The sequence below is a fragment of the Nocardioides sp. CPCC 206348 genome, assembly GCF_048654705.1.
GTDB lineage: Bacteria > Actinomycetota > Actinomycetes > Propionibacteriales > Nocardioidaceae > Nocardioides.
The window spans coordinates 35676-36128 of sequence record NZ_JBMCZA010000239.1; the positions used below are offsets into that span (position 1 = coordinate 35676).

1 protein-coding gene is annotated in these 453 nt (G+C 72.2%); it reads right to left on the reverse strand.

Features of this window, described 5'->3' with window-relative positions; all coding sequences use genetic code 11:
- Window positions 1–453 (reverse strand): sodium:solute symporter family transporter (locus tag ACOADB_RS27415; RefSeq protein WP_420281367.1); only part of this gene is annotated, 453 nt, incomplete at both ends.

Sequence of the window (453 nt, forward strand, 5' to 3'; positions counted from 1 at the left end):
GACGAGACGCGTCGTCACGTCCTGCGTCAGGACGCCGGCCACGGCGATGGCCAGCCCGGACGACGTCGACAGGAACGCGGCGAAGGCGCCGGCCGTCACGAGGCCGGTCAGCACGTCACCGCCCACGCCCTCGAGCATCACCCGGGGGAGCTCGAGGACGAGCACGTCCGATCGTCCGGACGACACCAGCTGGTCGCCGTACACGCGGCCGAGGGCGGCGTAGACCGGCGGCAGCAGGTAGAACAGGCCGAGGAAGGCGAGCACCACCACCGTCGTACGACGCGCTGCGCGGCCGTCGGGGTTGGTGTAGAAGCGGACCACCACGTGCGGCAGGCCCATGGTGCCGAGGAACAGCGCGATGATCAGTGAGTACGTCGTGTAGAGCCCGAGCCCGCCGCCGCCGGCGACCGGCACCGACCAGTCACCGTCGGCCATCGAGCTGCCGGGGCGGCC